Here is a 26,498-nt window from a genome sequence, read left to right on the forward strand (position 1 = left end):
TGTTACCTTGTTTAGGGGTCTTAATGGTGTGAAATCGAAAGGAGAAAAAAACATGAAAAAAAACCTGACAGTACTAGTAGCAGGCTTGATGCTGACAGCTATGCTCACCGGATGTGGAGCGAAGAAAACGGAAGAAAATTATGTAGCCACAGTTGATAAATATAAGATAACTGAGAAAGAATATACTTACTTTCTAATGGATACAAAGAATAAGATTGAACAAATGACTTATATACAAGATGAAGCTGGCAGAAAGGAACTTTGGGAGGGAACTCTCGGAGATAAACCGGCCCAGGAGTATGCTAAGGAGCTGGCATTAGAGAGTGCAAGAGAATTCAAGCTGTTGTTAGAAGCTGCTAAGTCTGCGGGCTATAAGGCAGATGAAGAAGAAGTAAAGAATACAAATGCTGAATTGGATGAGCTTGTAGCATCTTTAGGACAAGGACAAGAAGGACTAATTGCCTTTGAGAAAAAATATGGTCTGTCTGTAGACCAGGTAAAAGCTATGAGCAACGATTTCAATATAATCCAGAATTATTACAAGGGTGACATTGAGAAAACTAAGTTTACTGATGAAGAAATAAAGCAGTATTATGAAGAGAATAAAGAAGAGTATGGAGACCAGGTAACAGTTAAGCATGTTCTATTTATGACAGTAGACCAGACCACAAGAAAACCATTATCTCAGGAGAAACAGGATGAGGCTAAGAAGAAGGCAGAAGATATATTAGCACGTGTCAAAGCTGGGGAAGATATTGGAGAACTTGCAAAACAATATACAGAGGATCCAGGTTCAAAGGATAAGGGAGGAGAATATACCTTTGGTAAGGGACAGATGGTACAGGAGTTTGAAGATTGGTCCTTTAGTGCAAAGGTTGGAGATGTTGGACTGGTTAAAACCGAATACGGCTATCATGTAATTAAACTGGAGAAAACAGGCCTGGATGCTGTTAAATCTCTGATAAACAGCAAGCTTATAGAAAAGAAGTTTAGTGATCTTATAGAACAATGGGTAAAGGATCCAAAGAATGAAATAGTAAAAAATCAAGCGGTATATGACAGTATAAAGGTGTATACTCCTGAGGAAACACAAGAAACAACAGAGCAAAAGTAAAAAAACGCTATAAAAATACGCCCGGAAATTCCGGGCGTATTTTTATGCAGATTGTTAATATGTCATATTTATTTAGTCGCTGCTATCTTTTACACCTCTTTTTTTACACCGACGAAGTTAGTTGACGATTTCAGGAAAGAACACCTTACCACAAAGGAATCACCCCATGTTAAAATCAGTAAAATGAAATATATGATCCTATGATTAAGGAAATCGGTTGCAGAACACCGTGAAACATTAAACGTTTACTGCTTTAGGAATTTGTTATTATATATTTTTGATGACAAATAATGGCCGTGAATTATGCTTTAAAATTTCTTTTATTAAAGATATTAATTGAATAAAACATGTTTTTAGAATAAGTTTTTCTCAATTATATATAATATTAATATAAAATTATTGGATTTTCCCCTCAAATGCAGTAATATAGCGGTCTGGAGAGAAATTAGCAAGATCTTATTGAAAACAGGTTATTGTGTATTATTACAAAAATTACTTCGATTTTTCAATGATTTGAATATAAACTAACAATAAAACAAGAAAAAATTCTGAATTTATTTCAAATTATCTGAAAGTAGATATTGAATAATTTAAAATGGTATGGTATTATAAAGTTAGTGCTAACGTTTGCACAAATTGTTAAGACGTAATGAAGAAAGGGATAAGAGGTGAAGGAGCAAAAAACTTAGCAGTATAAAAAGCTCCGGAAAAGTGTAATGTTGTTGAAGAAAGAGAGTTATACAGGGTCAATTCGTTACTAGAATCTTATGCATAAGCAGGATTTTAAAATAGTATATTTAAAATGGAGGGATTTTCATGTTAAAAAAGTCTAGAAAGGTTATGTCCTTGGTTCTGTCTGCAATAGTGGTAGGTTCCTTATTTGTTGGCTGTAAGGCAAAAACAGAGGAACCAGCAAAAACTGGAGGAGATGAAACCAAGGCGCCTGCAACTGAAAAACAAAAAGTTTCATTAAAGGTTTGGGGTTCACAGGAAGACCAAGCTCTATTGGGCAAGATGATTGAATCCTTTAAGGCTGCTCATCCAGACAAGGAATACACCATTGAACTAGGTGTAGTAAGTGAAGCAGACGCTAAGACCAGATACTTAGAAGATCCAGCTGCTGCTGCCGATGTTTTCAGCTTTGCTAACGACCAGCTTTATGATCTTGTTAATGCCGGTGGATTATATGAAGTTACTAGAAATAAAGATGCTATAATTGCTGCTAACAGCGAAGGTTCAATAGAAGCTGCAACAGCTGGCGATAAATTATATGCTTATCCAATGACAGCTGATAATGGTTACTTTATGTATTATGATAAGAGTGTTGTAAGTGATGAAGATGTTAAAACATTAGACGGTATACTTGCAGCTGCTGATAAGGCTGGAAAGAAAGTATTTATGGATGTATCTAACGGATGGTACATTGCTTCCTTCTTCCTTGGTGCTGGTGGAACATTAACAATGAAAGACGGAAAGCAGGTTATTGATTGGAACAACGAAACTGGAGTTAAAGTCGGAGAAGCTATAAAGGCATTTACTGCTCATAAGGCTTTCTTAACTGGCGATGACGCTGTATTAACTGGTGGGTTCGGTGAAACTATAGCAGCCGGTGTTTCAGGTACTTGGAATGCAGAGGCTATTAAATCAAAGTTAGGCGATAATTTTGGTGCAGCAAAACTTCCAACCTTCACTGTTGATGGAAAACAAGTACAAATGGGTAGCTTTGCTGGTTATAAGCTAGTTGGTGTTAACAGCCAGACAAAGTCCCCTGTAGATGCAATGGATTTAGCTGAGTGGCTGACAAATGAAGAAAACCAAGCTTTAAGATTCAAAGAAAGAGCTATGGGACCTTCAAACAAGAAAGTTGCTGAAAGTGCAGAAGTTAAAGCAAATCTTCCATTGGCTGCATTATCAGAACAAAGCAAATATGCAACATCTCAAAAAGATGTATCTGGCAGCTATTGGGCACCAGCAGAAGCTTTCGGAACTGCTATGGAAGCTAAGGATTATTCAAAATCAATTAAAGAACAATTAGATGCAATGGTACAACAAATTCAACAATAATTTTATTAATACTGTAGAAAAACGGCTGGAAGTATTTCTGGCTGTTTTTCTATACTAGCCTATGCAGGTTTTAAAATATCACAAAAAATAACGGAGCGAATGGCCTCCGAAAATTCATTTGATAGTAATGGAGGTATTATGGAAAATATTAAGGTGCCCAAAGATAGTATATTTAAGAATCTTATTCACGCCTTGACAAAAGGTAATATTGTTTCAAAGTTAAGCTGCATTGTCATGGGGCTTGGTTGTGTTTTAAGAGGACAAATAGTAAAGGGATTGCTGTACTTAGCCTTGCAATTAACCTACTTGACATATATGGCCACTTATGGTTTGGATTATTTAAGTAAAATAGGAACCTTGGGAACAGCTGCACAGACACAGATTTGGAATGAAGAACTGCAAATTTATGAAAATGTTCCTGGGGATAACTCTATGCTGATTCTACTATTCAGCGTAATAACTATAGTTATTTCTATAGCAATGATTATTGTTTATGCAAAGAGTGTATCTGAATCATATTATAATGAACAACTAAAAAAAGCTGGTAAGAAACCAAACAGTTTTATAGAGGACTTGAAATCATTATTCGATAATAATTTTCATAAGACTCTTTTAACTTTACCTGCTTTAGGAGTTATTTGTACTGTTATATTACCAATTATTTTTATGATCTTAATTGCGTTTACTAATTTTGATAAAACTCACCAGCCACCGGGAAAATTGTTTACCTGGGTTGGATTAGAAAACTTTAAAAATATATTTTGGAATAATCCGCTTCAATCCCATACTTTCACTCAACTTTTCATATGGACTATTATCTGGGCTATTTGTGCCACTTTTAGTAACTATATACTTGGCATGATATTAGCCATTATGATAAATAAGAAAGGCATAAAGTTTAAAGGCTTCTGGAGAACAATATTCGTTTTGACTATAGCTGTTCCTCAGTTTGTAACCTTACTGCTTATGTCAAGAATGCTTCAAGAGTTGGGACCGGTAAATGTACTCTTGCAAAATCTAGGATGGATAAAAGAACCAATAAAATTCTTAACAGATGGAACAAATGCTAAGCTTACTGTAATTATAGTAAATATGTGGATAGGTATTCCATATACCATGCTTATAACTTCTGGAATTCTAATGAATATCCCTGAAGAATTGTATGAAAGTGCAAAAATTGATGGAGCTGGTCCTGTAACTATTTTCAGAAAGATTACTCTTCCATATATGCTTTTTGTAACTACACCGTATTTAATTACACAGTTTATTGGAAATATCAATAACTTCAATGTTATATTCCTATTAACGGGCGGAGGACCTATGACTTTGAAGTATTTCCAAGCCGGAGAAACAGATTTGCTTGTAACATGGCTCTATAAACTTACAGTAAACGAGCAAAATTATTCCTTAGCTTCTACTATAGGAATTATTGTATTTGTAATTAGTGCTACACTGTCACTGATAACCTACAACAGGTCTGCATCTGTTCAAAAGGAGGACACTTTTCAATGATTAATAGAGAAAATTTATATAGTAATAAGGGAAAAAAGTCCGGGCTAAACAGCTTTAAAACAAGAACTGCTATTGCAAATGGATTGATATATTTCCTTCTAACAGTGCTAGCTATAATTTGGATTATCCCCTTGGTTTGGCTTGTAATAGCCTCCTTGAGAAAAGAACCGGGAGCTTATACACCTTATATTTTACCAAAGGAATATACTTTTGATAATTATATTAAACTGTTTACTAATACTCAATTGTTCAACTATCCTAGATGGTTCAGAAACACCTTGGTCGTTGCAATCTTCAGCTGCATATTATCCACTCTGTATACTCTGGGAGTGAGCTATGCACTAAGCAGACTTAGATTTAAGTTGAGAAAACCCTTGATGAACGTTGCTTTGGTCCTTGGAATGTTCCCTGGATTTATGTCTATGATCGTTATATACCATATTATAAAGGCTATAGGGCTTGAACAATCACTTACTGCACTGGTTTTAGTTTATTCCGGTGGAGCTGGACTGGGATACTATATTTCAAAGGGCTTCTTTGATACTATTCCCAGGGCCTTAGATGAGGCAGCTACCATTGACGGGGCTACCAGGAGCCAAATATTCTGGAAGATAACCTTACCGCTTTCAAGGCCAATCATAACCTATACTGTATTAACTTCCTTCCTGGCGCCTTGGATGGATTTTATATTTGCCAGTGTAATAATGAAGGACAATTACAATAATTACACCATCGCTGTCGGACTATATCAGATGACCACCAGAGAAAATATATACAATTATTTCACCCAGTTCTGTGCAGGTGCGGTATTAATTGCAATACCAATTACCATCTTATTTATCATAATGCAGAAGAACTATGTTGAAGGTGTTACTGGAGGTTCTGTAAAGGGCTAAGTTATATTGGAGGAAATATAGGTAATGAAAAAGGGCTTATTGGTATTTATAATTTTTATGATGTCCTTTATGGCAGGGTGCGGTAACCAGGAAAAGGTCAACATCATAGAGGATAATTACAGAAACTATTATGAAATATTTGTACGTTCCTTCTACGATTCTGATGGTGACGGAATAGGGGACCTTAAAGGGATTGTAGAAAAGCTGGACTATTTAAAGGACAATGATTTTAAAACAAAAAATGACCTGGGTATAGACGGAATATGGCTTATGCCCATTATGCCGTCACCAACCTATCATAAGTATGATGTGACAGATTATTATTCCATAGATCCTCAATACGGCACTATGGAAGACTTTGAACAGTTAATTGCAAAGTCTAAGGAAAGAGGCATAAAAATTATTATTGATCTGGTTCTGAATCATACTTCAGCAAAGCATCCTTGGTTTTTATCAGCGGTGAAAAGCTTAGCCATAGAACCCTGCGGACAGGATGTTTGTGTTCATGCTGAACTTTGCAGAGAACATAATAAATATGTTAACTATTATAATTTCAGTCAGGAAAAGAAATCTGGATATCACTCTGTGGGTATGCCCACCGGCTGGTATTATGAAGGAGTTTTCTGGGATCAGATGCCGGATTTAAACCTTGATAATCCAGAGGTAAGAAAAGAAATCGAAGATATAGGCAAGTTTTGGATAGACAAAGGTGTAGCAGGTTATAGGCTTGATGCCGTTACTTCTTTCTATACAGGTAACATTTCTAAAAATGTAGAGTTTTTAAAGTTCTTCAATGACAAAATGAAAAGCTATGACAGTGATATTTATATAGTTGGAGAAGCATGGTCTGATGCGAATTCCATAGCTGAATACTATAAGAGCGGAGTGGATAGCTTTTTCAATTTCCCTCTGGCTGATACCACTGGTAAAATAGTAGCTGCTGTGCGAAGTAAAAATGGAGCACAACTTAGCAAGACCTTGGAAGAATATCAGAAGAAAATAAAAGAGACTAATCCAAAGGCCATGGATGCTCCGTTTATATCTAATCATGATATGGGAAGAAGTGCAGGATTCTTAGGTGGGGATTTAGCTTCTGAAAAAATGGCTGCGGCTCTGTACCTAATGATGCCTGGAAATTCCTTTATTTACTACGGCGAAGAGATAGGAACCCTTGGATCCGGAAAAGATGAAAACAAAAGACTGCCTTTATTGTGGTCTGCTGCTGACAAGACGGGAATTACCTATGCTCCGCCAAATGCTGACTATAAAGGCACTATAGAGGCCGGAGTCATGGAACAGGAAAAAGATGAAAATTCACTTCTGCAATTTTATAAAAAAGCCATAAGAATAAAAAATGAAAATCCTGAAATTCAAAGAGGAGTATTGACTTCTATAGATCTTGGAAATGATGCACTGTGTGCTTATAGTTTAGAATACGAAGGATCAAAGGTATATATTGTTCACAACCTGTCAGTAGATCAGGTTGAACTAAAGCTTTCAAGTGAAGAATATTCAAAGTTAAAGCTTAAGGAAAGCTTAACAACAGATGATAAAAAGATTATATTAAAGAATGGAAATTTAACAATGCCGGCAAGATCAACGGCCATTTTAAAGTAACACCTTTTAGAAAAAAGCATCTCCTGCAGGAGGTGCTTTTTCTAATTGATAATCAATAATGTTAAAATGAATTAAGAAAGTACATTGATATTATAAATTACTATGTTAGAATTAAATTATTATGAAAAGAAAATCATATTTATAAAAGGATGAAAATCGGGGGATGAATTTAATGACAGAATTTAAGGCATTACAGCTTGAAGACAAGGATATATTCGATAAATACTTGAAAGTATATAAATATGGAACCTATGAATATGCTTTTTCAACATTATATATGTGGAGACATATGTGCAAACCAGAGTATTGTATTTTGCAGAATTCCCTGATAGTAAGAAAGGATGAAAAGAATAAAGGCCGCTATTTTATGCCGCCAATTGGTATAGAAGACCATAGAATTAAAAACGTTATAGATGAACTTATTAAAATTCAAAATTCTCGTCCAGGAATAGATCATCTTTTAAGAGATGTGGAAGAAGACTTTTTACTGGCCTTGATAAACATCTATGGAGATAAGGTAAAGTATTTTGAGGACGAAAATAATTTTGACTATATATATGACACCTCAGAACTGATCAACCTGACGGGTAAAAAGTATCACGGCAAGAAAAATCATTATAACAGTTTTATAAAATCCTATTCTTACACAATAAAGGACATAAAAGAAGATGGTGTAGGTGAAGAATGCATATCCATGGCCCGAAAATGGCTGGAAGGCAAGGAAAATGTGAATGAGGAGCTCCTTTATGAGCAAAAGGCCATTGAGGATATAATAACCCATGTGGAGGAGCTGAACTTGGAAGGCATGGCCGTCCTTGCAGATGACAATGTTGTTGGTTTTACCTTGGGGGAAAAGCTTAGGGAGGACTTAGCAGTAATCCATATAGAAAAAGGAAATAATAACTATAGTGGAATATATGCTTTTATAAATAAAGTCTTTCTGGAGCAATATTTTAGTGATGTGAAATATGTTAACAGGCAAGAGGACGGGGGAATTAAAGGTTTGAGAAAGGCGAAAAAGTCCTACGGGCCAATTAAATTAGAGAAAAAATTCATTGTTGATATAGAGGGATAACATGAGAAATCTGTTACAGGGTCAGAATATAATATTAACAGCCTTAAAAGAAGGGGAAGAAAATATCCTCCAGCAGTGGTTTGGCAACGTGAAGTTCATGAGGCACTACGACATAGTGCCTGCCATGCCCTTGAGCAAGAAAAAGATAGTAGAAATGATAAACTGCTACGAAGACAGTGAAGAACGCCTTTTACTGGCTGTTAGAACTGCAGAAACTCAACAGCTTATAGGAGTGGCAGGCTTTGATGAAATTGTATGGTCCAATGGCACTGCTTTCTTATTTCTAGGCATAGGAGATTTGAATTTCAGAGGAAAAGGTCTTGGCTCTGAAATATTAAATCTGCTTATCGATTATGGATTCAATGAACTGAATTTTCACAAAATTCAACTTAATGTAATAGAATATAACAAGGCGGCTATAAAATTGTACGAAAAAGCAGGATTTATAAGAGAAGGACTCTATAGAGAATACATATGCAGAGATGGAAGAAGATACCACCTGTATCTTTATGGATTGTTAAAAAGTGAATGGAATAGAGAATTACAGCCATTTACAGCAGAATAAATGAAAATAATTATTCCATAACCAGCCTCTGTATGTTAAAATAAATAATATATTTGGGGATCTAAATAATGTATATTTATACACATATACAGGGGGGATGATAATGACTAATGCATCTTATATTGATAAGATCGCAGGCCTTGCAGCTTTAGCTGAAGAAAATAATTACATTGAGCAGCAGTACTATACTATCCATGACGTAAAACGGGGGCTAAGAAACAGTAATGGTACCGGCGTAATTGTGGGCCTCACCAAAATAGGTGATGTTCATGGTTATTTAGTTGATGAAGGTGAAAAAATACCCTCAGAGGGTAGATTGCTTTACAGAGGCATAGACATTAAGGATATTGTCAATGGCTTTCAAAAGGATAAGCGATTTGGCTTCGAAGAAGTATGCTACTTACTTCTCTTTGGTGTTTTACCGACTAAAAATGAATTAGAGGAATTTAAAGAAATACTTGCATCAGTGAGAACCTTACCCTATGGCTTTATTGAGGATATGATTCTTAAAGCGCCCAGTAAGGATATTATGAATAAGCTGATGAGAAGTATTTTGGTCTGCTATTCCTATGATAAAAATCCTGATGACACAAGTATAAAGAATGTTTTAAGACAGAGTATTGAGCTCATTGCAAGGTTCCCCAGCATGGTGGCCTATGGGTATCAGGCCAAGGCTCACTATTATGATTTCAAGAGCTTGTATATACACTCACCTCAGCCTGATTTAGGAACCGCTGAAAATATTCTGTATATGATAAGACCGGACAATGCCTATACTGAAAAGGAAGCTGAACTTCTGGACTTGGCAATGGTTCTTCATGCAGAACATGGCGGAGGTAATAACTCTGCCTTTGCAACCCACGTGGTTTCTTCAACAGGTACAGATACCTATTCAGCTATAGCTGCTGCAGTAGGATCGCTGAAGGGACCAAAACATGGTGGGGCCAATATAAAGGTCATGGAGATGATTGACTATATAAAGGCTAACCTGAAGAACTGGAAAGATAAAAATGAAATCAGAGACCTGCTTGACAAGATTCTGAACAAAGAAGCTTTTGATGGATCCGGACTTATATTTGGTATGGGACACGCAATCTACACCAAGTCAGATCCTAGAGCATCCTTGTTAAGAGAAAAGGCTAAAGAACTGGCTCTTGATAAAGATAGAATGGATGAATATCAGCTGTACAGAAGTATTGAAGATATTTCTATTGAGATATTTAAGGAAAGACAAAACAGAGAAATTGCCGCCAATGTAGACTTTTACTCAGGCTTTGTCTATGATATGCTGAATATTCCCAGAGACCTGTATACTCCTATTTTTGCTGCAGCAAGAATACCAGGCTGGTGCGCCCACAGAATAGAACAGCTTGTAAGCGAGCCTAAGATTATAAGACCTGCTTACAAGAGTGTCAGTGAAAAGAAAGCGTATATTCAAATGGAAGAAAGAAAGTAGTTGTGAAGCTTATCAAAAAAGACCTATGGACTGAAAAAGAGCCATAGGTCTTTTTTACTGTTCCCATCCCAAAATTATTATAACAAATCTAAAAACCGTAACATATATCACCGTGCTTATAAAACAAATCTATTAAAATATAAATGTAATCAAGCTTAGTCAAAAAATTATTGAGAAATATTTAAATTAAGGAGCGATTGATATATGTGTGGTACAACTAATACTAATGTAAATCCAATGTTCTGCTACCAGTGTGAGCAAACACCTGCCACAGGATGTACTAAATTCGGAGTTTGCGGTAAGAATCCTGATATAGCAAGCTTACAGGATATAATGATACTTGGTCTAAAGGGAGTAGCAGCTTATGCAACTCATGCAAGAGAATTAGGTCTTCACAGTGAAGAAGTAAATGCTATAACTCATGAGGCATTGTATACAACATTGACAAATTCAAACTTTAATCTTGAAGAGCATATCAATATGGTATTAAAAGTTGGATCAGCAACTGTAAAAATAATGGACGTACTTGATGGGGCTCATACTTCAAGATTTGGTACACCAACACCTGTCAGAGTTTCACAGGATAAGGTTGAAGGCCACTGCATATTGGTTACAGGACACAACCTATCAGCTCTAGAAGAATTATTGAAGCAGACTGAAGGTAAGGGAATCAATATATATACACACTCAGAAATGCTTCCAGCTCATGGATACCCAGAGTTAAAGAAATATTCACACTTAAAAGGTAATGTAGGTAAGGCATGGTATGATCAAAGAAAGCTATTTGAAGAATTCCCTGGAGCAATACTTGGTACAACAAACTGCTTAATGCCAATCACTACAGGACACTATGGAGATAGATTCTGGACATATGGTACAGCCGGACTAGAAGGAGTACCAAAGATAAAGAATAATGACTTCTCACCAATCATTAAGAGAGCTTTAGAATTAGCACCAGCTAATATTAAATCCGATAAAACTGTAGTAACTGGTTTCCACCACAGCACAGTTCTAAACATAGCACCGGAAATAATTGATGCAGTAAAGGCCGGCAAGATCAAGAGATTCTTCGTTATAGCTGGATGTGACGCTCCGACAAAGGGCAGAGACTACTATAGAGAATTAGCTACAAGTCTTCCACAGGAATGTGTAATCTTAACTACTTCCTGCGGTAAGTTCAGATTCAACGATGTAGATTTCGGAACAGTACCTGGCACTGATATTCCAAGATATATAGACCTTGGACAATGCAATAACTCCGGCTCAGCTGTAAAGATTGCTCTAGCTTTAGCTGAAGCCTTTGAATGCACAGTAAATGAACTTCCATTGAGCATAGTATTATCATGGTTCGAACAAAAGGCAGTTGCAATCCTACTCGGATTATTCAGCCTTGGAGTAAAGAATATCCATGTAGGACCAAGTGCTCCTAAGTTCATCAGCCCAGGAGTATTAAAGGTACTTCAAGATACCTTCAGCTTACAGTTAATCAGCGGAGATGCAAAGGCTGATATGGCTAAATTCCTTGGAAACTAATAATTAATAATTAATAATTAATAATTAAGGGAGACCTTTCTACCTGAAATGTAGAAAGGTTTTAACTTTTTTGTCCATATTCTTGACATATTTACCACAAGATGATACTATTAGTATATAGTTGTAGTAGTATTTAAAACTACATAAATAAACATGTGTAATATAGGACATAATTATATTTGTGAGAATTTGTGTTGGGAGGTTAGAAATATGAATATCAAGGATTGTTACAATTTAGTATTGTACGGAGACTCCATTTCAAAGGGGGTAGTCTATGATGAAATCAAGGGGCGATACGTGGTACTGAAGGAGAGCTTTGCAAATATAATTGCGGATAACCTGAAGGGTGTCATGTACAATTTGGGTAAGTTTGGCAATAATATTATCAGAGGGGCACAGAAATTAGAGACTGATGTATTAAAACGAAATCCCGATATTGTTTTTATTGAATTTGGTGGTAATGATTGTGACTTTGACTGGGATGCCATAGCAGCTAATCCTGAAGGAAACTATCTGCCAAAGACGGAATTGAGCACCTTTGAAAGTACCTTAAACAATATTATTGATTATTTTAAGAAACTGAACATTTTTCCAGTACTAATGACCTTGCCACCCCTAGATTCAAACCGCTATTTTAAATGGGTTTGCAAAAATGATAGCAAGGCTGAGGACAACGTGCGTCAATGGTTAGGCGATATCAACAGAATATTCCATTGGCAGGAACAGTATAGTGTTAAAGTTGAGGAAACAGCCAGGAAAAATAATATTGAGCTGATTGATGTTCGAAATGCCTTTTTAAACCAAAAGGAATACAACAGATATTTGTGCATAGATGGAATCCATCCTAACAAGGAAGGTCATAAAATCATTGCAGATAAGGTTATGGAATATTTAAACAGTAATTTAAGATTTCTCTTAAGATAAAAAGCACTCCAGGTGCTTTTTATTTTTTATGTTTTTTCATCAACAAAAATACATTTGGTATTAAAAAATCTGTAGAACTAGTGTATAATATAGAAGTACTTGTTTAAATTTGCTGTAATATAAAGGAATCAATCTATTGGTGATTACCTGTAACGGAGGTGAAGACATGAAGATGGATGCAGCAGTAAAGAAGATAATCTTTGGAAAGCCATTTGGCTTGACCATGGTGAAGGGGATGCAGGGGACAGGTAAGTCTATGACCGCAGCCTACAGAGCCTTTTATTTAAAAAGCAGCTACTGCCTTTATGAGGATGAAAGAGTCTTAGTAGCCTCTGGAAAGAAGGACAATATCCATGCGCTAAAAAAGTTCTACAGTGAAGCTGAAGAACAGTATACATATGACTATATAACACTATTTTCTTTAGGGAAGGAAGAACCGGTACATTTTTTTACCGTAGAAGATATAGTTAATAAATACTTTAACTTATACAAAAGTGAAAATAACTTAAGTCTTATATTAGTTAGTAAAGAAGAAAAACTACAAATAATTAGACAGTGCATAGAAGACTTAAAAGCACAGTATAAAAGAGTGAAATTTATAAGAGAGTGTAACGAGGATTTTATTTTGGAAGAAATTAATTGGATAAAATCCTGCGATTATAGAAATATAGAAGATTATATGAGGGCTGACAGGGTTGGCAGACGAAGCAATAACTCAAATACCCCAAGGCTTATAAAAAATTCATTACAAAGAGAGGCAATCTATAAGCTCATGCTTCTTTATAATGAAAAACTTAAATCTAAAGGACTTATAGATGAAGTAGATAAGGAATTACTGGCCTTGGAAGCTATTATAAATAGGAATGACAGATACACACATATGGTTATAGATGATGCTCATGAACTGACAAGAGTACAATTAAACATCCTAATGGCCTTAAACAGCAAAAAGGCTTATTCCAGCATGATGCTTACTGTGAACCATAAAATAGAATCACATAACGGCGGTTGGATTATAAAGGGAAGAAAACAGAAAGACCTTGGCTTTGAGGGGAATATAAAGAATTCTTACCTTAAGAAGGCCATAATAAATACAGAAGCCGTCTCAAATGAGGAAGTTAAAAAATTAAATAGAGGGAACAGCAGATTTATGGAAAAGTACTTATATGTGGATATCAGACATAATAAAAGTTTCGAATTTATAAGGGACACTTCAAATTATGAAGAACTTATACTTTTACAAGATGACAAGGATCTTGTGTGCAGCAAGGAGGAACTTACAGCCTTGCCGGTATATAGCAACATTGCTGCCGGTGATCCTATTGCTATTAATCCTGAAGTTGAGGATTCCTTTAATCTGCCCCATTACTGGGTAAAGGGCATGAAGGACTGTTTCATGCTTAGGGTTAAGGGAGAAAGTATGATAGGTGCAGGCATAGAGGATGGAGACCTGGTGGTTATAAGAAAGCAAACCATGGCATCTAACAGGGATATAGTGGCTGTAAACATTGAAGGCAGTGCTACTCTAAAAAGGCTATGCATAGAGAAAGACGATATTCTCCTTATGCCGGAAAATGAGAAGTACTCACCCATATCAATAAAAAACAGGGAAGCTGCTGTTTTAGGCGTAGTGGTGGGAATTATAAAAAATGCTGCCTAGTAAAATAGAATATCAAGATAAAAACAAGCTGTGCTCTGCACAGCTTGTTTCTTTAAAGTTTGAACTTTTCTATTACGTTGTTTAATTCCTTAGATTTCTCAGTAAGATTTGTTGCCAGCATGTACACTTCAGAGTTGGAAGCAGCTTGCTCCTCTACAGTAGCGGATACTTCCTCTGTGGCAGCTGAATTATCCTGAGAAATAGCAGAGATATTATCAATACTCTTAATTAAAGTTTCCTTGTCTCTTTCAAGTTTTGCAATGGAACCGCTGGATTCTTCAATCATTCCAAGTATTGTTTCGAAGGATTTTCTGATTATAGTAAAGGCCTCGATTGTATTATCCACCTTCTGGAACTCATCTTCGAAGTTAGTTGTAGCTTTCTTTGTAATGTTAATAGATTCCTGAATTGCCTTTTGAATGTTGTCAATAATCTTCTTTATCTCTTCAGCAGAATGCTTGCTTTGATCTGCCAGATTTCTAACTTCATTGGCAACAACAGCAAAACCTCTTCCGGCTTCACCGGCTCTGGCAGCTTCTATGGCTGCATTTAATGACAGCAGGTTAGTTCTGTCAGTAATATCATTAATATTCTTAAGTATAGTTAAAATATCCTTGGTGTTGTTACCAAGCTTATTTATTGTTGCTGCAACCAGTTCAATAGTCGCTTTATTTTCAGAAGAAGACTCCTTTAACTCATTTATTACCTTGGACTTTTGCTCAATTATTTCTAAGGTTGAATCTGTTGTACTCTGTATAGTGTTGATATGATCTATAGTTAGACCGATTTCTTCATTAAATTGTCTTGTAAATTCCACACAATTTGATATTTCATCGGTCTGCTTTGAAGACCCGTCTGCAATGGTATTTACGGTGGCAGCAGTAGCTTCTGAAGCATCTTTAAGGTTCTGAGAAATCTCCTGAAGCTTTATAGCCGTATCTGTTGAATCGGCAGAAAGATTCTTAGTTGCCTGTAAGATATTTTTCAGTTCATAAACCATGGCATTAAAATTATGCGATAACTCGTCAATTTCTTTTATGCTTGATTCCGGCAGATATACGGTAAAGTCTCCTTCTGCCAGGGTTCTTGTACCTTCAACAATAGTCTGTAAAGGCTTAGAAATTTTTCTGCTTAACAAGGTTGTTGCAATAAGTGAAAAAATTAAGAATATTAAGGCTATAGTAATATTAGTTATACCAATAGTATTAGCTGAAGTATAAAGATCATCTTGTGGTATCAAAGCAATAAACTTCCAGCCGGTGTTTTCAGAAACTTCGCTTAATACCACCATTTTTTTACCGTCTATTACCTCGGTGAAGGTTTTCCCTATATTTGCATTTATCTTTGCTAAGAATTCATCAGATTCTTTATCCCCAGGGTTTACGGCAGTATTGGAAGTTATAATAAAGCCATTCTTATCCAATACCTTTATGTAACCGCTGTTGCCTATAGTAGAGGAACCAATCTTTTCTTCCAATCTGTTTAAAGTTACATTTATTTTTAAAACGCCGGCAGCCTTTGAGGTATCGGTTTTTAATAATCTTACATTACTGATGCAGTTAGCGGCATTTTGGCTATGGAGTATTGTATCCTTATGCAGAGGCACCCAGATGGATTTTCCGTTAGCAGCTACAGCTTCCTGATACCAGCTTTCTTTTTTTGCGGCTTCTATTTTATCTTGTGACGTGCCTACTGAACTTACCGAATTTCCATTCTCATTATAAATTGTAATTGAACTTATGATTGAGTTTGAACCCAAAGAAGTCAAAATTGACAGCTTCTGTTGACGCTCCCTGTTTTTTTCAAAACCCTGGTAAATATCATCATATTCATTAATCAATCCGTTAATTAACTGTCTATCGCTTATTACCTGCATAGAGGTGGCCTCAACAAATTCGTTAAGAAAGTCTATGTAGTTTCTGTTTTGTATTAATAATTGCTTTGCAGAGTTGGTGAAATCCTTTTCAACCCTTGCCCTTGTAATATTAAAACCTATAATAGTTGATGACGATAATGATACCACAAGTATTAAACTGCAAGTCAGGACAATAAGTTTAAAAATACTCATCTTTGACTTGATAGATTTACTAAACAATTTCAGGTTAAAATTAATGTTTTTTTTGTTTTTCATCTTTTTAGATCTTCCTGTAAATTTAGGCAGTCTGAAATCGAAGGAAAACTTTTTCCGTTGTTTCTTGGAAAACATAATAAACACCACCCAGTTAGTTTTATTATTATATTAAATTAATCATTAAAATCTCCTGATTACATTCTATCACAGCTTATGGTAATTGTAAACGTTAGTTAATGCGAAGTATTCATAAAATTCAGATTTTGTTGAATTTACTAGGACTAAAATATTATAATCCAAGGTTCTAAACCAATCAAATCCTTTCACAAAGATATATTTCTGACATATTATAAATTATAGCTATACTTGGAGTGATGATGTTTGTTATATGCACTGATACTTGCAGGAGGCAGAGGGACAAGGCTCTATCCCCTATCCAGGTCCAATAAGCCTAAGCAGTTTTTAAAGTTGATAAACAATAAGAGTTTTCTCAGGAACACCATTGACAGGATAAAGCCAATAGTAAGCAAAGATAACATTTATATAGTTACCAATGAAGAGTACATTGACAAAGTTAAAACAGAATTGCAGGAAATAGATGAAAAAAATATATTTGCAGAGCCTGCTAATAAAGAAACCGCTACCTGCATAGGACTTTCTGCTGTAAAACTTTTAAAGAAAGATAAGGATGCTGTAATGATGGTGTTTCCTTCAGACCACTATATAAATGGAGAGAAAGTTTTTATAGATACAATTCAACAGGCGGTGGAAATTGCAGAGAAGCGCAGAGGTATAGTTACTATTGGCATAGAGCCCACAAGGCCGGAGACAGGATATGGTTATATTCAGATGGGCAGCAGGGTAAATACGGGCATGACAGCCTACAGGGTAGAGCGCTTTACAGAAAAGCCTAACCTGGAAGTGGCCAAGGACTTTCTGCTAAAAGGCACCTATCTCTGGAACAGCGGAATGTTTGTTATGAGAGCAGATGTACTGCTTAGAGAGATGGAAAAGTATCTTCCAAAACTATACAAGAATTTAATGGAAATTTATCAGCACATTGGTATGGAAGATGAGGCAGAAGTTATTAAGGAGCAGTATGCCATAATTGACGGTATTTCAATAGACTTTGGAATCATGCAAAAGACAAGAAAGGGCTATGTTATAAAGTGCGAATTTGAATGGGACGACATTGGCACCTTTGAATCAGTAGCAAGGTTCTTGAGTCATTTCCGGGGAAATAACGTCACCGGTAAAACCTTTTTGGAAGAAAGTGAAAACTGCACAATATTCTCCGGGGATAAATTAATAATAGGCTTTGGAATCAAAGATTTGGTCATAGTTGAATCCGATGACGTGATTTTGGTTATGGACAGAAACAAAGACCAAGAAATAAAGCATCTTGTAAACAAACTCAAAGATGATGCAGAAACCAATAAGTATGTATAGTGCATAAAAGTCTTGTCCGGTTTGATTGGCTGGACAAGGCTTTTATGTATTTAATTAAAATAACGTTTCATTATACTGAAACTTTTTTCAAATACTTTACGTCTAGTATTATGTAGAGGGTATATATACCTATTAAATTCTGTAGAATTTAAAATTTAATAAGAAGGTAGGGGGAAATTATTATGAAAAAGGGAATTAAAAAGCTGCTGGTTCCGCTAATGGCATTCATGCTGGTGATGACCATTGGCTGCGGTAAGATGAAGTCCGAAAGTGATTATGCAGAATACTCTGCTAATGGTCAGACTGCTCCTTCAAGGTCAGAAGAGCCAAAGGCAGAAGCGAGCAGTGGCAGAGGAGGCTTATCCAATAAAACCTCTGATTTAAGCATGGCAGTGGACCAGGAAGTGGGCACAGACAGAAAGGTGATAAAAACTGTAAGAAAGGAAATCGAAACAATAGAATTTGATAAAGCGGTAAATTTTATAAATGAAAGAACCATAAGAGACAAGGGATATATTCAAAGCTCAAATACCAGCGGCGGCAGACTGCTTAACGGAAACTATGTAGGAGACCGCTATGGTGAGTTTGTGATAAGAATACCCGTTGATAAATTAAACACTTTCCTGCAGGATGTTGAAACTATCGGTGTAGTTATATCCAGCAGTGAAAATGGGGAAGACATAACAGCTCAATATTTTGACACTGAAGCAAGGTTGAAGACCTTGAAAATAGAAGAAGAAAGGCTGCTCACCATTCTTGAAAAAAGTGAAAAGCTGACCGATATAATTGAATTAGAAAAAAGGCTCTCTGAAGTTCGAACAGATATAGAGAATCTTACCGGAACCTTAAAGAAATATGACAATTTAGTTGCCTTGGCTACTGTAACCATTACTTTAAGAGAAGTGCAGGAAGTTACGGAACTTAAAACTAAACCTGTAAGCTTTGGAGAAAAGATTGTTACAAGCTTTAAGGACTCAGTAAACTCCCTGTATGAAATACTAAAGGGCCTGGTTCTGGTAATAGTAAGCGTCATTCCTTTTGCAGCCTTAGCAGCTGTAGTTGCAGTGCCTATTGTAATACTTGCAAAAAAGCATGAAAAGAAGGCGAAGGAAGTAATAAAGAAAGAGAAAGAGAAAGAATAGATTATATCGGAAACAGCTGCAGTGAGGCTGCAGTTGTTTTCCTTGATAAAAATGATATATAATATAGTGTATATAATAGTGTATATAAATTGGCTTAAAATACCACTTCATTTTCAAGCTTCGAAGTGGTTTTCTGTAATGCCATGGGAAAATACCTGCAAGGAGATATTTTTATGCAATTAATCGTAGGACAATTTAACGACTCATATGAGCCTGTAATGGATGGAGTGGCAAATGTTACAAAAAATTATGCTTATTGGCTGGATAAAATGGGATGTAAGAGCTATGTTATAACGCCTAGCTTTCCGGGATATGAGGATGAAACACACCCTGAAGTAATAAGATATTTCTCTGTTCCCATTCCCGTAAGAAAACCCTATAGATTTGGTATGCCTCAATTTGATTATCCTTTTAAACAGGATGTGAAAGCTATTCCTTTTGATATTGTCCATTGCCACAGCCCCTTTAGTTCTGGGCAGTTGGCCCTAAAGCTGGCAAAAAAGAGAGGAATACCGGTGGTCACAACCTTTCATTCTAAGTATTACGATGATTTCAAGGAAGCTCTAAAGTCTGATACATTGGCAAAGCTCCTAGTTAATAGAGTTATAGACTTTTACAGGGAAGTTGATGAAGTATGGACGGTAAATCAAGCCACTGCTAAAACCCTGAGAGAGTATGGCTATGAGGGAAGAATAGAAATAGTACATAATGGTACCGATTTTCAACCCTGCAATGATGAAGAAGCCTGCAGAGAAAAAGCTTCCAAGTTTTTACAGGTTGATGACAAGGAACTGACGCTTTTGTTTGTTGGTCAGCACATATGGCAAAAAAACTTAAAGATGCTGGTAAACTCTTTAAAGCATGTGAAGGAGAAGGGCGTAAAATTTAAAATGTTCTTTGTTGGAGAAGGAGTAGCCAAAAAGGATCTGGAAAAGCTTGTAGAAGACAACAATTTGCAGCACTGCATTAAGTTTCTAGGCTTAATCACTGACCGAGACCTGCTGAGGGCTATTTTTGTCAGGGCAGATTTGTTTTTATTTCCTTCTCTATATGATACTTTCGGTATTGTAGTAAGGGAAGCCGCTGTGGTTAAAACTCCTTCTCTTGTAATAGCAGGTTCAAATGCAGCAGAGGACATAGAGGATGGATATAATGGTTTTCTTTCTGCTGATGATGAAATTGAGTACGGAGAGAAAATAATCGAAATTACAAAGAATATAGATACCCTAAAGACAGCCGGTTTAAATGCCAATAAAACTTTATATAAGAGTTGGGAATATATAGTGGCTGATGTTAAGGAAAGATACATGGAACTCATAAAAAAACACAAGTATTGATTTATTGAAGGCTTGAGCCTATGCATGGATGTAAATGCAAGGCACGAGCTTTTTTATTTTTCAGTGGGTATAATTTCTAAAAGTTTGCAAATAATCACATTATGATATCTTAATTAAAAGAAATAACTGATGATAGATGACTGACACTTCTATCAGGAGGAATAAGAACATGGATATAAGAAAAGGCTCAAGATACAGAACCTTAATTTTGACGTTTTTTGTATTTAGCTTTATAGTGGCACTGAGTTACCCAACCGGTATAAACTGCAGAGCAATGGTACCACAAAAATTTGAAAATATCACGATAGATGATGACAACAACTCAGATGTTACCAAAGCCCTGGGCAATGAATTAAGTGGGGAAGAAGAAGCTGCAAAGCTTGAACAATGGAAGCAGAAGCTGGAAACGGACATTAACAATTATTTTGGACAGGATATCTCTAAAGTTGGCATAGTCTATTATGATATAGACAGAGAGCAAAAGCTTGCTGTCAATGAAGAAAAAGTCTTTATTGCCGCCAGTACGGTCAAGGTTCAAATGAATATGATTGCCTATGATTGGGTCAGAGAGGGGAAGCTCTCTCTGGATGAGAAACTCATATATGATAAGTCAAAACACTGGGAGGCAGGCACAGGAAAACTCCAGAGCCAGGATAAATCAAAGCCCCTTCCTGTTCAACAGCTCTTGGATTATTCCATAATCTATTCTGACAATATAGCCACCAGAATGCTTATGGAAAGACTGGGCTCCAATAAAAATGTCAGAGCCATAGCCAATAGGATAGCCGGAACCAATAATGACACAGTTAAAAACCTAATTACCGCAGAAGAGGAATTCAGGCTCTTGAAAATACTCTATGAAAACAGAAATGATCCCCACTATGCTCATTTAATCGAAACTATGAAAAAAACGCAATTCAATGATAGATTATCCAAATATCTTCCTAAGGAAATAGTGGCACATAAGACTGGGGATTATGCTGCTTATGTTCACGATGTAGGAATAATATTTACTGAAAAACCTTATATATTAGTAGTTTACACCAATGACCTTCCGGGGCTTGCTGAATCTAAGCCTCATGAGAAAATTGCGGGCCTGTCAAAATTGATATATGATGCCCATATAAACAAATAATAAGCAGCAAAAGCTTGTTGAAAAAATAAAATTTCTAACAAGCTTTTTTATAATTGGATAACCTTTCATATATAGACAAACTATTACTCAATTACCCTGATTTCAATAGAATAGCTCATCGCATATGGGGCAAAATGATAGTACAAAGCAACAAACAATAAATATAAAATTAAAGGAGGAAGTACAAATGGCATCAAATAAAACTGGAAGTAACAGAGTATTAGTACCAGAAGCAAAGACTGGATTAAACAGATTTAAGGCTGAAGTTGCTAGCGAATTAGGATTAGCTAACTATGAAGCACAGGACAAGGGAAACCTTACTTCAAGACAAAATGGTTATGTAGGCGGAACCATGGTTAAGAAAATGGTTGAAGCTTACGAAAAGAACCTATAATTTAGAAAGCTAAGTAACATAATAGAGTCAGATGATACCTTCGGGTATTATCTGACTCTTATTTGTAAACAACACTTTTCTAAAACAGAGCACTATGGTATATATAATATATGTTAAACTATAGCATAAAAGAAAAAAGATTGGGGTGTTACATATGAGACCAGTAAAAAATAAAGTTGTTGTGGTTGGGGCAGGAATGGTGGGAAGCGCTGTCATCAATGCCTTGCTTTCTTTGGAGCTGCTGGCTGAGATAGCGGTTATAGATATGAATACAAAGAAGGCAGAGGGTGAGGCCTTAGATGCAAGCCATACCACTTCCTTTGCCTATAGCCCCAACGTCCATGTGAAGGTTGGAGACTATTCAGACTGTGCAGATGCTCAGATCATTGTCATCACAGCAGGACCAAGTATAAAACCCGGTGAAAGTGATGATAGACTATCCTTGGCAGAAAAGAATGTTTCAGTGCTAAAAGGGGTAATGGAGCAAATTACAAAATATACTCAAGACGCCATAATTATTATTGTAACTAATCCTGTGGATATACTGACTTACTATGCCCAGAACCACTTTAACTATGATAAGAGCAAAATCATTGGGACAGGAACACTGCTGGATACTGCCAGATTCAGAAGAATACTGTCTGAGAAATATCTTGTGGATACAAAGAATGTCCATGGATACATTATGGGAGAGCATGGAAAGAGCGCTTTTGCAGCTTGGAGCATAGTTAATATCGCCGGTATTCCTGCAGATAAGTTTGACGCCATACTGGGCAGCGGTGAACCTCTGAACAGGGAAGCCATAGTTAAGGATGCAAGAAATGTTGGAATAGAGATTGTAGAGTACAAGGGTTATACCTCATCGGGAATAGCAATGACCGTAAATAGGCTGATTAAGGCCATTTTCTTAAATGAACTCAGCGTACTGCCGGTATCTACCACACTGGAGGGAGAATACGGTATCAGCAATGTAGCTCTGAGTATTCCCTGTGTCATCGGTAGTGAAGGAATCAGGAGAAGGGTAGAGGTTCCAATTACGGAAGATGAAGTAAAACAGCTTAAGAACAGTGCTGAAAGTCTTATAAATGTACTTCAGCATTTAAATATCAGGGTGTTATAATTTTGGATTATACCTCAATATTTTATATGCAGGTAATGGACCGTTGAAGGAATTCCCTTATATGTTATACTATAAAACGGAGAGGTGCTTAATTTTATTGAGGGTTAAGGCACTCTCTTCACGAAAAAAATGAAGTTACTGTATACGATATCATAGATATCCAGATGCATAAGCAAAAATAAGGGGGATATATAATGAATAAAAAAACAGTTAAGTCATGGCAATTTATTTCTGATGAAGGAGCTTTCTCTTTGGAGAGACCGGAAGCCAGCAGCTATTTATATTTTCCGCTGGCAAATGAAGCAGGGGTGATGTCTGCTATTACTCCAACTTTGAACGGGGATATAAAATCCAGTCAAAATACCTTCTTATTAACACCGGTTTCTGCAGAAGACTTGCACAATAATAAGAGTTCAAGAAACTTCTGGCTATACATCGAAGGAACTGGTGCCTGGTCCGTAAGTGGAAGCGCCCCAGGTCAGGTGGCTTGTTCTTTCCAGGAAGACTCAGCTGAAAAGGTAAAGCTTGAAGCAGGTTTCTTATGGCATAAGCTTATAAGAGAAAATAAAAATATAGGTATAAAGGCTGAGGTAATAAATTTTGCGCCGGTAGAAAACTATAAAACTGAACTTATGATGGTCAGCATAACTAATACCGGTGATAAAGTTTTAAAAATAACTCCAACGGCAGCGGTACCAATATACGGCCGTTCTGCAGATAATTTAAGAGATCACAGACATGTTACCTCATTGCTGCACAGAATTAGTACTGTAGAAAACGGGGTTGTTGTGAAGCCAACCCTTTCCTTCGATGAAAGAGGCCATAAAGCTAATAATGTATTGTATTCCGTTATAGGAATCGAGGACAATGGGGATAGACCGGCAGGTTTCTTCCCGGAAGTTGAGGAATTTATAGGGGAAGGCGGAAGCCTGGAATGGCCGGAAGCAGTGGTTTGCAATGTGGAACCTTACGCTGCTCAAGGACAACACTTTGAAGGTTATGAGGCTATAGGAGCTTTGAGATTTAAAGCTGTTGACCTCTTACCCGGAGAAACTAAGGCCTATATAATGATGCTTTCTATAAATGAAGAAGGAAACGAAAAGGAAATAAGTGAGTTAGTTGATATATATGGAAGCTTAGAAAAATTCAACAGTGCCTTAGAGAGAAACAAGGCCTTTTGGAAAGAAAAAATAGAAAGACCTGCTTTCCATACTGTAGATAAGACCTTTGACGGCTGGATGAAGTGGATTAATCTTCAGCCCATATTAAGACGTATATACGGGTGTTCCTTCTTACCTCACCATGACTACGGCAGAGGGGGGAGAGGCTGGAGAGACCTGTGGCAGGACTGTCTTGCACTGTTAATAATGGAACCTAAAGAGGTTAGAAATCTGCTATTCAACAACTACGGGGGTGTTAGAATAGACGGCAGCAATGCTACAATCATAGGTTCCAGGCCCGGTGAATTTATTGCAGACAGAAATAATATAGCAAGAGTTTGGATGGATCATGGGGCATGGCCGTTCCTTACAACTAAGCTATATCTTGATTTAAGCGGAGATCTGGACTTCCTTCTTGAAAGGCAGGAGTACTTCAAGGACAGACTAATAAACCGATGTACCGAAGGAGACACTGAGTGGTCTATTGAACAGGGCAATAAGCTTAAAATGGCCAGTGGTGACATATATAAGGGTACAATTTTAGAGCATATTCTGATTCAAAACCTTACACCTTTCTTCAATGTGGGCATGCATAACAACATCAGACTGGAAGGTGCGGATTGGAACGACGCTCTTGATATGGCAGCGGAAAAGGGAGAAAGTGTGGCCTTTACTGCATTCTACGGCAGTAACCTCCTGGAAATTGCAAAGCTTGTAAGAGCCTTAAAGGCTAAGAAGGGTATAGAGTCAATTGCTGTTGCTGAAGAGATGCTGCTTCTCTTTGATACTCTGGATGCCGGAGCTAACTATGACTCTATTGAATATAAAAAGAATGTTCTGAAGAAATATTTTGAAAGCTGCAAGCACAGTATATCTGGCAACACTGTAGAAATTTCCGTTGATAAACTTGCTGAAGACCTGGAAAAGAAGGGTAACTGGATAATTAATCATGTAAGACATCAGGAATGGATTAAAAACGGTGAAGGCTATCAGTGGTTTAACGGCTACTACGATAATGATGGAAACAGAGTAGAAGGAGACCATGAATATGGCACCAGAATGAACCTTACTAGCCAGGTATTCACCGCTATGGGAGGCGTTGCCACCGATGAGCAGGTAGAGTCCATAATAAAATCTGCGGATAAATACCTGAAGGATTCAAAGGTTGGAGGCTACAGGTTAAATACCAATTACCATGAAGTAAAGAAGAATCTTGGAAGGTTGTTTGGTTTTGCCTTTGGACATAAGGAAAACGGTGCAATGTTCAGCCATATGGCAATAATGTATGGCAATGCTCTTTACAAGAGAGGTTTTGCAAAGGCTGGTTATGAAGTAATTAACTCAATTTACTCACAGTGTGTTGACTTTGAAAAGAGCAGAATTTATCCAGGAGTACCTGAATATATCAATGAAAAGGGAAGAGGAATGTACCACTACCTCACCGGTTCAGCTAGCTGGATGCTGTTGACAGTGCTTACGGAGACCTTCGGTGTAAAGGGTGATTTAGGGGATCTGGTAATTGAACCTAAGCTTTTGGCAAGTCAATTTGATGACCAGGGCACTGCCGGGGTAGAAGCTCTTTTTGCGGATAGAAAGATCAAGGTAATCTATAATAACAGCAAGAAGCTTGACTATGGTCAGTATAGGATCCAGGCTGTGACAATTAACGGCAGTGAAGTCAGCTGTGAGTTAGCTGGAGGCAAAGCTGTGATAAAGAGAGCGGTTTTAGAGGCACTTGAGGCAGACAAAACTCATGAAATTTCAATCCAATTAAGTATGTAAACAGAGGTGTTATTTATGAGCATCAGTGAAAGCCTCTTAGAGGTCAAAGAATATACCGGAGAAGGATATAAGCCTTTAATTGATTATGATAAATGGAGAGTAGCGGTTTTAAAGTATTGTGATGAGCTTCTTCCCGAAAACATAACCAAAATGCAGAGACATGACGAAACAGACGAAGTTTTCGTTCTCCTCCAGGGCAAATTTATGCTTTTCATCGGAGAAGGAAAGGATAAGGTGGAAAACATCCATGGAGTATGGCTGGAACCATTAAAGTTTTATAATGTAAAAAAAGGTGTCTACCATACCCACAGCCTCAGTGATGATGCGGTTGTACTTATTGTTGAAAACAGAGACACAGTCTTAGAAAATTCTCCTGAAATAGAACTCACCGAAGAACAGAGAAAAGCTTTAGTTTCATTATATAATAGGTAAAAAAATAATAAAAAAGTTAGCATAAAAGTCCACCCCCTTGAATATATATAGAAAAGTGGG

20 protein-coding genes are annotated in these 26,498 nt (G+C 36.7%); 19 read left to right on the forward strand and 1 reads right to left on the reverse strand.

Annotation, left to right across the window (positions count from 1 at the left end):
- The first annotated feature begins 52 nt into the window (after positions 1-52).
- From FHY60_RS03870 to lexA, 11 genes are all read left to right on the forward strand, one after another.
- On the forward strand, positions 53-1,114 hold the full coding sequence (locus FHY60_RS03870) for a peptidylprolyl isomerase (protein WP_139903626.1): 1,062 nt from the start codon (positions 53-55) through the stop codon (positions 1,112-1,114).
- An 816-nt stretch (positions 1,115-1,930) separates the two neighbouring features.
- The gene (locus FHY60_RS03875; protein WP_139903628.1) at positions 1,931-3,178 is read left to right on the forward strand and encodes an extracellular solute-binding protein; all 1,248 of its coding nucleotides are present in this window, start codon (positions 1,931-1,933) and stop codon (positions 3,176-3,178) included.
- Positions 3,179-3,316: 138 nt separating this feature from the next.
- Entirely contained in the window at positions 3,317-4,690 is a 1,374-nt protein-coding gene (locus FHY60_RS03880; RefSeq protein ID WP_243122217.1) for a carbohydrate ABC transporter permease, read from the forward strand.
- Positions 4,687-5,586, forward strand: coding sequence for a sugar ABC transporter permease (locus tag FHY60_RS03885; RefSeq protein ID WP_139903632.1), 900 nt, complete (start codon positions 4,687-4,689; stop codon positions 5,584-5,586). The genes FHY60_RS03880 and FHY60_RS03885 overlap by 4 nt, the downstream gene beginning before the upstream one ends.
- 24 nt (positions 5,587-5,610) lie before the next feature.
- Positions 5,611-7,203, forward strand: coding sequence for an alpha-amylase family glycosyl hydrolase (locus FHY60_RS03890; protein WP_139903634.1), 1,593 nt, complete (start codon positions 5,611-5,613; stop codon positions 7,201-7,203).
- Between the two features lie 172 nt (positions 7,204-7,375).
- Positions 7,376-8,278: a DUF2156 domain-containing protein gene (locus FHY60_RS03895; RefSeq protein WP_163215962.1), complete on the forward strand. Its 903-nt coding sequence runs from the start codon at positions 7,376-7,378 to the stop codon at positions 8,276-8,278.
- A 1-nt stretch (position 8,279) separates the two neighbouring features.
- Positions 8,280-8,843, forward strand: a complete 564-nt coding sequence (locus FHY60_RS03900) for a GNAT family N-acetyltransferase (protein ID WP_139903637.1) — start codon at positions 8,280-8,282, stop codon at positions 8,841-8,843.
- A 103-nt stretch (positions 8,844-8,946) separates the two neighbouring features.
- The gene (locus tag FHY60_RS03905; protein ID WP_139903639.1) at positions 8,947-10,299 is read left to right on the forward strand and encodes a citrate/2-methylcitrate synthase; all 1,353 of its coding nucleotides are present in this window, start codon (positions 8,947-8,949) and stop codon (positions 10,297-10,299) included.
- Between the two features lie 237 nt (positions 10,300-10,536).
- The gene (hcp, locus tag FHY60_RS03910) at positions 10,537-11,832 is read left to right on the forward strand and encodes a hydroxylamine reductase (RefSeq protein WP_139906281.1); all 1,296 of its coding nucleotides are present in this window, start codon (positions 10,537-10,539) and stop codon (positions 11,830-11,832) included.
- Positions 11,833-12,042: 210 nt separating this feature from the next.
- Positions 12,043-12,756 carry an SGNH/GDSL hydrolase family protein gene (locus tag FHY60_RS03915; protein ID WP_139903641.1) on the forward strand — a complete coding sequence of 238 codons (714 nt, stop codon included), beginning with the start codon at positions 12,043-12,045 and terminating at the stop codon, positions 12,754-12,756.
- A 166-nt stretch (positions 12,757-12,922) separates the two neighbouring features.
- Positions 12,923-14,416 (forward strand): transcriptional repressor LexA, encoded by a 1,494-nt coding sequence (gene lexA, locus FHY60_RS03920; protein ID WP_139903643.1) that lies wholly within the window; start codon positions 12,923-12,925, stop codon positions 14,414-14,416.
- Positions 14,417-14,468: 52 nt separating this feature from the next.
- Here the strand turns inward: lexA and FHY60_RS03925 are convergent, their stop codons facing one another.
- A complete protein-coding gene (locus tag FHY60_RS03925) occupies positions 14,469-16,622 on the reverse strand; it encodes a methyl-accepting chemotaxis protein (RefSeq protein ID WP_139903645.1) in 2,154 nt (717 codons plus the stop codon).
- Between the two features lie 246 nt (positions 16,623-16,868).
- Between FHY60_RS03925 and FHY60_RS03930 the strand changes: the two genes are divergently transcribed.
- The 8 genes from FHY60_RS03930 to FHY60_RS03965 all read left to right on the forward strand — a co-directional run bounded on the left by FHY60_RS03930 (position 16,869) and on the right by FHY60_RS03965 (position 26,438).
- Positions 16,869-17,936: a mannose-1-phosphate guanylyltransferase gene (locus FHY60_RS03930; RefSeq protein ID WP_139903646.1), complete on the forward strand. Its 1,068-nt coding sequence runs from the start codon at positions 16,869-16,871 to the stop codon at positions 17,934-17,936.
- Positions 17,937-18,118: 182 nt separating this feature from the next.
- On the forward strand, positions 18,119-19,078 hold the full coding sequence (locus FHY60_RS03935) for a DUF4349 domain-containing protein (RefSeq protein WP_139903648.1): 960 nt from the start codon (positions 18,119-18,121) through the stop codon (positions 19,076-19,078).
- Positions 19,079-19,251: 173 nt separating this feature from the next.
- Positions 19,252-20,415, forward strand: coding sequence for a glycosyltransferase (locus FHY60_RS03940; RefSeq protein ID WP_243122218.1), 1,164 nt, complete (start codon positions 19,252-19,254; stop codon positions 20,413-20,415).
- A 169-nt stretch (positions 20,416-20,584) separates the two neighbouring features.
- A complete protein-coding gene (locus FHY60_RS03945; protein ID WP_163215965.1) occupies positions 20,585-21,550 on the forward strand; it encodes a serine hydrolase in 966 nt (321 codons plus the stop codon).
- 187 nt (positions 21,551-21,737) lie between these two features.
- Complete coding sequence (locus FHY60_RS03950) at positions 21,738-21,944, forward strand: alpha/beta-type small acid-soluble spore protein (RefSeq protein WP_139903653.1); 207 nt, start codon at positions 21,738-21,740, stop codon at positions 21,942-21,944.
- 154 nt (positions 21,945-22,098) lie between these two features.
- Positions 22,099-23,064 carry an L-lactate dehydrogenase gene (locus tag FHY60_RS03955; protein ID WP_139903655.1) on the forward strand — a complete coding sequence of 322 codons (966 nt, stop codon included), beginning with the start codon at positions 22,099-22,101 and terminating at the stop codon, positions 23,062-23,064.
- Positions 23,065-23,258: 194 nt separating this feature from the next.
- Positions 23,259-26,006 carry a GH36-type glycosyl hydrolase domain-containing protein gene (locus FHY60_RS03960; RefSeq protein ID WP_139903657.1) on the forward strand — a complete coding sequence of 916 codons (2,748 nt, stop codon included), beginning with the start codon at positions 23,259-23,261 and terminating at the stop codon, positions 26,004-26,006.
- A gap of 15 nt (positions 26,007-26,021) precedes the next feature.
- Positions 26,022-26,438, forward strand: a complete 417-nt coding sequence (locus FHY60_RS03965; RefSeq protein ID WP_139903659.1) for a cupin domain-containing protein — start codon at positions 26,022-26,024, stop codon at positions 26,436-26,438.
- Positions 26,439-26,498 lie beyond the last annotated feature (60 nt).

The organism is Clostridium thermarum, from assembly GCF_006351925.1.
GTDB classification, from domain to species: domain Bacteria; phylum Bacillota; class Clostridia; order Clostridiales; family Clostridiaceae; genus Clostridium_AU; species Clostridium_AU thermarum.